The sequence below is a fragment of the Streptomyces sp. NPDC001858 genome (genome assembly GCF_053594615.1).
In genome coordinates this window covers 46,640-54,488 of record NZ_JBSFEV010000051.1, presented here as the reverse complement: position 1 = coordinate 54,488, position 7,849 = coordinate 46,640, and the positions used below count along the sequence as shown (strand labels likewise).

The 7,849-nt window shown below is 70.0% G+C and carries 9 protein-coding genes and 3 pseudogenes; 8 read left to right on the top strand and 4 right to left on the bottom strand.

Annotated elements, in window-relative coordinates:
* Positions 1 to 96: 96 nt before the first annotated feature.
* Positions 97 to 387: pseudogene (locus tag ACWCPF_RS40795) on the bottom strand (DUF5994 family protein); the annotation flags it as partial.
* A 284-nt stretch (positions 388 to 671) separates the two neighbouring features.
* Here ACWCPF_RS40795 and ACWCPF_RS40790 point away from each other — a divergent pair.
* From ACWCPF_RS40790 to ACWCPF_RS40765, 6 genes and pseudogenes are all read left to right on the top strand, one after another.
* Positions 672 to 1,247 (top strand): DUF5994 family protein, encoded by a 576-nt coding sequence (locus ACWCPF_RS40790; RefSeq protein WP_451050193.1) that lies wholly within the window; start codon positions 672 to 674, stop codon positions 1,245 to 1,247.
* Positions 1,248 to 1,252: 5 nt separating this feature from the next.
* On the top strand, positions 1,253 to 1,438 hold the full coding sequence (locus tag ACWCPF_RS40785; protein WP_451050192.1) for a hypothetical protein: 186 nt from the start codon (positions 1,253 to 1,255) through the stop codon (positions 1,436 to 1,438).
* A gap of 105 nt (positions 1,439 to 1,543) precedes the next feature.
* The gene (locus ACWCPF_RS40780; protein ID WP_451050191.1) at positions 1,544 to 1,810 is read left to right on the top strand and encodes a hypothetical protein; all 267 of its coding nucleotides are present in this window, start codon (positions 1,544 to 1,546) and stop codon (positions 1,808 to 1,810) included.
* 22 nt (positions 1,811 to 1,832) lie between these two features.
* The gene (locus ACWCPF_RS40775; protein ID WP_451050190.1) at positions 1,833 to 2,096 is read left to right on the top strand and encodes a hypothetical protein; all 264 of its coding nucleotides are present in this window, start codon (positions 1,833 to 1,835) and stop codon (positions 2,094 to 2,096) included.
* Between the two features lie 108 nt (positions 2,097 to 2,204).
* Positions 2,205 to 2,312 (top strand): annotated as a pseudogene (locus ACWCPF_RS40770) (hypothetical protein); the annotation flags it as partial.
* A 119-nt stretch (positions 2,313 to 2,431) separates the two neighbouring features.
* Positions 2,432 to 3,073: a LuxR C-terminal-related transcriptional regulator gene (locus ACWCPF_RS40765; RefSeq protein WP_451050194.1), complete on the top strand. Its 642-nt coding sequence runs from the start codon at positions 2,432 to 2,434 to the stop codon at positions 3,071 to 3,073.
* On the opposite strand, the gene ACWCPF_RS40760 is transcribed toward ACWCPF_RS40765, so the two are convergent.
* A complete protein-coding gene (locus ACWCPF_RS40760) occupies positions 3,049 to 3,240 on the bottom strand; it encodes an imine reductase family protein (RefSeq protein ID WP_451050189.1) in 192 nt (63 codons plus the stop codon). The two genes, ACWCPF_RS40765 and ACWCPF_RS40760, sit on opposite strands and share 25 nt — an antisense overlap.
* Before the next feature lie 172 nt (positions 3,241 to 3,412).
* Positions 3,413 to 3,697, bottom strand: a pseudogene (locus ACWCPF_RS40755) (NAD(P)-dependent oxidoreductase); the annotation flags it as partial.
* Here ACWCPF_RS40755 and ACWCPF_RS40750 point away from each other — a divergent pair.
* On the top strand, positions 3,602 to 4,132 hold the full coding sequence (locus tag ACWCPF_RS40750; RefSeq protein WP_451050188.1) for a MerR family DNA-binding protein: 531 nt from the start codon (positions 3,602 to 3,604) through the stop codon (positions 4,130 to 4,132). The pseudogene ACWCPF_RS40755 and the gene ACWCPF_RS40750 sit on opposite strands and share 96 nt — an antisense overlap.
* Here the strand turns inward: ACWCPF_RS40750 and ACWCPF_RS40745 are convergent.
* The gene (locus ACWCPF_RS40745; RefSeq protein WP_451050187.1) at positions 4,092 to 4,769 is read right to left on the bottom strand and encodes an ROK family protein; all 678 of its coding nucleotides are present in this window, start codon (positions 4,767 to 4,769) and stop codon (positions 4,092 to 4,094) included. The two genes, ACWCPF_RS40750 and ACWCPF_RS40745, sit on opposite strands and share 41 nt — an antisense overlap.
* A 770-nt stretch (positions 4,770 to 5,539) precedes the next feature.
* Here ACWCPF_RS40745 and ACWCPF_RS40740 point away from each other — a divergent pair.
* Entirely contained in the window at positions 5,540 to 7,774 is a 2,235-nt protein-coding gene (locus ACWCPF_RS40740; RefSeq protein WP_451050186.1) for an MMPL family transporter, read from the top strand.
* Positions 7,775 to 7,849: the final 75 nt, after the last annotated feature.

The following is a 7,849-nucleotide window of genomic DNA, read 5'->3' as shown; positions in this document are numbered from 1 at the left end:
CGCGCTACGAGAAACGCGCCTACATCTACCTCGGAACCGTCACCCTCGCGGCCCTCATGACCTGGCTCCGCACATGATCCGAGAAACAGCGCCTAAGTCGAGGTGCACGACCTGGTCGTCGATGACCAGGCGGGTCGGGAGGCCGTTCCAGGCGGCCGCGTCCACGCCCACGCGAGTGATCGGCCCGAGATGCCCGGTCAACACGCTGATCAACGCGGGCAGTTCGGTCTCGATGCCGCGGGTGCGGGCCCACCACGCGCCGTCCAGGAACCCCTCCCGGGCCCGCGTGGTCTCCAGCCGCAGCAGGGCTGCACCCGGTTTGACCGCCTGGTGGATCGCATCCGGCAGCAGCAGTCGGGGCGTGTGCGGGAGGCCGGTGTCAGCCATGTGGGTCCGCCCGTCTACGGGGTGCGGCCGTGCGCCGTCGCAGTTCGCGGCCGACGCCGGTACCCGCCCGGCGACGTGCACGAGCCCGCCGTCGTTTCACGATACTCCCGCCGGCCGATGCGGCGTCCGCCGGAAAATACCTGGTCACGGCGGTCATAGTCCGTCGAACAGGCGTACAGTGAAAGCACCGGAGGTACTTCGCACACCGGCTTTCACGCGGGTGTCATTTCCGGCGAACACGAAAAACCGGGCTGTCGACGGGCAGCCCGGGGGCAGGTCGCACCATGACCACGACCCTCGACCGGACCGCGCCCCGCGACCTCGCCACAGAGCTTCCGGCACGCTTGTCCCTCACCCCGAAGACCACGCTCGCCGGCCAGCTGGACGGGGCCTGGTGGCCCTGCTCCCGCGACCTCGAAGCCGAGCTCCCACCGCTCGCCGCCGCCCTGGAAGAAACCTGGGGCCGCATCACACGCGTCACCGTGAACCCCTCCCGCTGGCCCGTCGTCCCGCACACGGTTGCCGTGGACGGGCGCATGCTGCACGTGGGCTGGTTCACAGAGCAGGACCCCGACAAGCTCATCCTGCTCTCCTACACCGTCGGGCGCTGGGACCTCCTCGTCGTCCCGCCCGAGACCGCACCCGCAGCAGCGGCCCGTCTGATGGCCGCCGCAGCGATCCCGGGCAGCGTCCTCACCGCGGGCGTCCTGATGAGCGACGAAGCCGTCATCGGGCGCGGCATCCGTGACGCCGTGCGCCGGGAAGCCACCTGGGAGAACGAAGGCGGGGCCTGCATGTCCCCCTTCGGGAACCCGATGAGACGAAGCGCCCGCCCGCTGCCCGGAAACGGCTGGAGGTGAGTTCCGTGGAGACCCTCGTCACCATCGCGGTGATCGTCCTCGCGATCGGCATCGGGATGCGCCTGATCCACCTGCTCAATGCCCAGCACGACGCACGGATCGCGGCCTACCACTTCAGCGACCCCCTGCCGAGACCTCCCGGCCTGCCGGACGACACCAATCGCCGCACCCACCGCACGAATGACCGGTGAGGAACGGAGAGGAACCGACCTTCCCCCGACCGAAGGCAGCGGGCGGGGCGCCACAGCGCCCCCACCCCGCCGGCTTCTCGCCCACTCCGAAGGGAACACGCCCACGTGAAGTACATCGAGACCCAGACACTGGCTTCGCTCGGGCACGCCGAGGTACGGATCATCGCGCACACGCCCCAAGCCGCCCGAGCGGTCGCGGAGGCGCTTCGCCACTGCTTCGCCGGAGCGGAACAGCGCAGCTATCCCGGCCTGGACGGCGCCACCCGCCTCCACCTCACCGTGGACACTGCAACACCCGCCGGCCCCGCCCGCTCCTGGCTGGCCGCCAGCCGAAGCCCTGTCGGCACCGGCGCCCACGCCGACGAGACCTGAGAGGTTCTGTCGTCGCCTGTTGGTGTGCCGCAACGACCTGCGGCGCGAAGTTGCAGACGCCCAGAGCCATCTGCAGGCGTCCCGTGCCCGTGCGGTACTCGATGCTGCCGCCTGGGTGCTCAGCGCCCGCACACTGCTCCCCGACGTCGAGTCACGACTCGCGGAAGCCCGCGCCACCGACCAAGGGCTGCGCGGGCAACTCGACACCAATAACAACGCCAAGGGGCTCGAGGAGGCCGAGAAGGCCGCAGCCATCGGCTGCAGCGTGCGCACCTGGCGCAGCTAAGTCGCCACGGCCGACGAACGAGCCGAGCGCGCCGAAGCGACCCTGGAGGCGGAGGCCCGCCGCCGGGTCGCCGAGGAACGCCTGCGCATCGCCCGCGAACTCCACGACGTGATCGCCCACCACATCGCGCTGATCAATGTCCAGGCCGGTGTCGCCGGCCACCTGGCGCGCACCCAGCCGGGCGAGGTCGAGATCGCCCTCGGCCACATCCACGAGGCAGGAGTTGCGGTCCTGGACGAACTGGCCCAACTCCTTTACGTGCTGCGCCAGTCCGAGGACGAGACCCTGCCGACCGAGCCACTCCCCGGCCTGTCCCGCCTCGGGCACCTGGTCGAATCGTTCACCGCGGCCGGTCTCGCCGTCCGGCAGCAGGTCGCCGGCGAGCCCCGGCCGCTGCCGGCCGCCACCGATCTGGCCGCCTACCGGATCCCTGGCCCGCGACACCCAGGGCAACCGCCCCCGATGTCGTCCTCATGGACATCCGCATGCCCGACATGGACGGCCTCGAAGCCACCCTGACCATCAGCGCCGACGCCGAACTCTCCGACGTCAAGGTGCTGATCCTCACCACCTTCGAGGCCGACGAGTACGTCTTCGAGGCGCTGCGCGGCGGCGCGAGCGGATTCCTCGGCAAGGGCGTACAGCCGGCCGCCCTGCTCGACGGGATCCGTACTGTGGCCCGCGGCGAGGAACTCCTGTCACCGAAGGCGACCAGGACGCTCATCGCCCACTATCTGACTGGGCCCGAGGCCGCACCGCGCCCGGCGCCGCCCGGGATGGACCGCCTCACCGAACGCGAACGCGAGGTACTCGCCCTGGTCGCCGCCGGCCTGTCCAACGACGGCATCGCGAAACGGCTCTACCTGTCGCCGTACACCGCCAAGACGCACGTCAACCGCACCATGGTCAAGCTGGGGGTGCGCGACCGAGCCCAACTCGTCGTCCTCGCCTATCAGACGGGCTTCACCGCCGTCTGAGGGCCCGGCGTCGGGATCGGTCGGTCATGGCGGGGTTTGCCGAACTCTTCGATCAGCACGGGATACTGCTCCCCACCGTGTCCGGCGGCGATCGCGCGGTCGGCCATCGACTCGAACAGCCTTGGCAGTTCGGCGTTGACACCCACCGCCTCGCTCTCCTCGATCAAGTGTGCCATCGCCCGCGCGTCGGTCTCCAGGGAGCCAGGCGTTCAGGACGCTCCACATCATGGCCAGGCCGGCTACGTCGTACAGGGACGCCAGCCCATGGTCCGCGCCAAGGTAGGTGACGGTGCCGAGCGCGTCGAGTGTCGACTTGTGCGCCTCGAAGTCCGGCTGTGACCCGCTGTGCAGAATCACCGCCTCTGCGGTGCCGATCGCCGAGGGAACGGCCATGATGGCGTCGTCCAGGTGATGGGCACCGCGCTGTTCGGCCCATCGAGCGGCCTCCCGGGCGTGGGCCGAGTCGCCCGAGGTCAGGTTGACCAACATCGTGCCGTCCAGTGCGATATCGCCGGCGACGAACAGCTCGTGCAGGGCCTGGTAGTCGGTGAGGCAGATGATCGTCAAGGAACCTGCGTTGAGCGCGACGTCAACCGTCGGTGCCGGCCGAGCGCCCTGGGCCACCAACTGCTCGGCCTTGGAGGCCGTACGGTTCCACACGGCGAATACGACGAGGACGCCGTGCTGCGGGTGAAGCAGATCCGGCACCTGCTTGGCGCCGGTCTGTCCTCCGAGGACATCGCGTACCTGCTGCCCTGCGCGGTCGGAGAGGCCCCGGAACTGCTCGGATGTCCCGAGTTGCTGGCCGCGATGCGGTCACGGCTGCAGCGGCTGGACGATCGGATGGACAGGCTCGCTCAATCTCGCGACGCTCTTGCCGACTACATCGATGCAGCCGAGCGAATGGGCAACGAGAACAATCCGGCGGAGCTGGCCCGGGGCGTCGTCGAATCGGCGCGGGACGGGGATCGGGTTGGCCCGCCACAGGCTCAGGGGGCGGAGCCGGCAACGGGGAGACTCAGGTCAAAGCTCTCGGTGAATCCCTCGCCGCGCGCATGAGCCCCGCGTGGGTCGCCTGCGGGAGCCACCGGCCGAGCAGGTCGGGGTGCGACAGTTCGTCCATGGCGAGCGTGGCCGCTCCGATGACTCCCTCGGAGCAGTCGGGCGACATGTCGGCGAAGACGAGTCGGTCCACGGCCAGCGGCAGGGACCGTCTCGCCACGACCTCCGCGACGGGGCCGCGGAAGACGTCGCCGGCCCTCGCCAGCGATCCGGCCAGGTAGACAGTCGACGGATTGAACCCACTGACAAGTGTTGCCAGTTGACCACCCACCAACTGGCCTGCCCTGGTGACGAGTTCAGTGCTCACCGGATCGCCGGCCTGGCAGCCGTCGAGCACGTCGGTGACGGCCAGGGCCGCGGTACGCGCGTCCCTGGCGGGAGCCCACCCGCCCGCGAACGCTTCGAGACAGCCGAACTTCCCGCACCGGCACCGGTGGCGGGACTCCTCGGCGACGATGGTGTGCCCGAGCTCGCCCGCGGCCCCCCGTGCTCCCCGTGCTCCCCGGTGGACGTTGTCGCCGGCGGATTCCGGCTGTACGGGGGCGCCGCGAGCGAAGTCGGCCGGACCCGGGAGTCCCGCACACCCACCCCGCAGACGGTCCCGCAGGTCCTGGGTCAGGAACTGAGCGGACACCTCGATCAGGGTGGCCAGGGATGCCTCAGGACCGCTCTCGTGTCCCATTCCACCCGGCCCCGTCGAGGTCGAGCACTGCGACCTGCAGCTGGCTGGCTCCGCACACCGCACCCAGGACGACACCGCGACCGGACGCGATCCGCAGGAAGCGCGACGGGCGCCCCCTCGACCACGAGCCTGGCCCTGATCGCATGGTCCACCCGCTGCGTGATGATCGTGCGGCCCAGCCCCGTCCGCCGACTGAGGTCGGGCCGGACCACCGCCGCTCCACTCCTGATCATGCTCAGGACCAACGAGAAGGTCTGCGTGTGGTCGGTCATACGGTGCTGTCTGCACCGGCCAGGCCGAGACGCCACCGGCCCCTGTCACGTTCAAGTGACATCGTGCCAGGTCGGCGCCTCCCGAGCGGATGACTCGGCAGGACGGGCCTACGGTCTGCGGACCGAAGGCCAACGCCGCCCGACTTCAGGTTGTTGAGTCGATGGGACTGGACGCAGCCGTCGGCGAATGTCGCCGGTCACGGTACCGGCATGCCCGTCGGCCACGCGGTGGCGATCGCACCCGTCGCGGAATCGTGGTGTAGCTGGCTACACCACGGCTTCGGGAGGTTGCTCCCTCGTGGCTGAGCCCGCCGGACGGGATCGTAGAGATCACTGAGGCACGCCGTCCCGCTCGCCGCCAGATCGCGGACGGAGCGAGCCTCCTCTTCTTCCGCTCATGTCTTGCACTGCTTTGTCCTGCACCGCCGATATGGAGGCTTCCTCACCGCCATGGCAACTTTCCTCTACCACGTGGGCCGTATCACCTTCAGGTGGCGATGGTTCGTCACCTTCCTGTGGATAGCCGTCCTCGGCAGCGTCGGTTTCGCCGCCACGAAGGCTCCCGCCGCTCCCGAAGACGGTTTCGCCATGCCGGGCATCGAGTCCCAGAAAGCGTTCGATCTCCTGGACGAGCGATTCCCGGGCTCGGCGGCTGACGGAGCCAGCGCCCGCATCGTGTTCATCGCGCCGAGCGGAGAGAAGGTCACCGCCGCCGAGAACAAGGCCGTGATCGAGGATCTGGTCGACGAGTCCGCCGCCGGCCCGCAGGTGGCCGCCGCGATGAACCCCTTCCAGGCGAAGGCAGTCAGCAAGGACGGCACCACGGCCTACGCCACCGTCTCCTTCAGGACGCCCGCCGACGACCTGACCGATGCGAGCAAGACCCACCTCGAGCGCGCCGTCGAGCAGGCCCGGGACGCTGGTCTGACCGTCGAGATCGGCGGCGACGCCCTGGCGACGAAGCCGGCTGCGGGCGGATCCGCCGAGGCGATCGGCATCGCGGTCGCGGCGGTGGTCCTGCTGATCACCTTCGGGTCGATGGCCGCCGCCGGTCTGCCGCTGCTGACCGCGATCATCGGCGTCGCCGTCAGCATGACCGCCATCATCGCCCTCGGCAGCACCTTCGGACTCTCCCTGACCAGCGGGACCCTGGCCTCCATGCTGGGCCTGGCCTGCGGCATCGACTACGCCCTGTTCGTCGTCTCCCGCTACCGCGAGGAGCGCGGAAAGGGCCGGGCGCCGAGGGAGGCCGCGGGAATGGCCGTCGGCACGGCCGGGTCCGCAGTCGTCTTCGCCGGTCTGACGGTCGTCATCGCGCTGGCCGGACTGTCCGTGGTGGGCATTCCGATGCTCACCAAGATGGGCCTCACCGCGGCCGGCGCCGTTCTCGTCGCCGTCCTCATCTGCCTGACCCTGGTGCCCGCTCTTCTCGGCTTCTGGCCCAACGCCGTGCTCGCCCGCCGCGTCCGCAAGGGCAAGAAGCCCCGCCGCACCATGAAGGACGCCGCCGGAAACGTGGAGAACGGCGGCAGCCGTTGGGCACGCCTGGTGATCCGTCACCCCCTGCCCGTGCTGCTGCTCGGCGTCGTGGGCCTGGGCGCACTCGCGGTCCCCGCCGCCGACCTCCAGCTGGGCATGCCCGGCGACGAGGCCAAGCCCACCTCCACCACCGAACGCCGCGCCTACGACGCCCTCGCCGACGGCTTCGGCCCCGGCTTCAACGGGCCCCTGACCATCGTCGTAGACGCCAGGGGCGCGGCCGACCCCAAGGAGGCCGTCTCCAAGGTCAGCCAGCGGATCAGCGACACCAAGGGAGTCGTCTCCGTCTCCCCGGCACGGTTCAACCAGTCCGGCGACACCGCCGTGCTCTCCGCCACCCCGTCCACCAGCCCGACCGACGCCAGGACGATCGACCTGGTGAAGACCATCCGCGCCGAGCGTTCCGGCATCGAGAAGCAGGCCGACGCCACCTACGAAGTCACCGGCAGCACCGCGATGAACATCGACGTCGCGAAGCGGTTCCAGGACACGCTGGTGCCCTACCTCATCGTCGTCGTCGGCCTGGCCATCGTGCTCCTGCTGCTGGTCTTCCGGTCCCTCCTGGTACCGCTCAAGGCCGCCCTGGGCTACCTGCTCTCCGTACTGGCCTCGCTCGGCGTGGTCGTCACGGTGTTCCAGCACGGCCACGGCGCCGAACTGCTCGGGGTCGAGACAACCGGCCCGATCATGAGCATGATGCCGATCTTCCTGGTGGGCATCGTGTTCGGCCTTGCCATGGACTACGAGGTCTTCCTGGTCTCCCGTATCCGCGAGGCCTACGTCCACGGTGACCGGCCCGGGCAGGCGATCGTCTCCGGGTTCCGCACCAGCGCCCGAGTGGTCGTCGCCGCCGCGCTGATCATGATGGCGGTCTTCGCCGGCTTCGTCGGCGCCAGCGAGTCCATGATCAAAATGATCGGGTTCGGGCTGGCGACCGCTGTCCTCTTCGACGCGTTCGTCGTCCGGATGGCCATCGTGCCCGCCGTCCTCGCCCTCCTCGGCGACCGCGCCTGGCGCCTGCCGCGCTGGCTCGACCGACTGCTGCCCAGCATCGACGTCGAGGGAGAGGCGATCACCCGCAAACACCCCGCTCCTACCGCACCGGTCGTCGACCAGCACGATCCCGAACTCGTGCACAGCCGCTAGATCCCCGCACCACCCGGTGGCCGCCCCCTACGGGCGGCCGCCCCGAGACCGGGGCCGCCATGGCGGTATCGGCCC

Coding starts and splice junctions, on each gene's coding strand:
- ACWCPF_RS40790 (WP_451050193.1), top strand. CDS start 672: ATGACCACGACCCTCGACCGGACCGCGCCCCGCGACCTCGCCACAGAG.
- ACWCPF_RS40740 (WP_451050186.1), top strand. CDS start 5,540: ATGGCAACTTTCCTCTACCACGTGGGCCGTATCACCTTCAGGTGGCGA.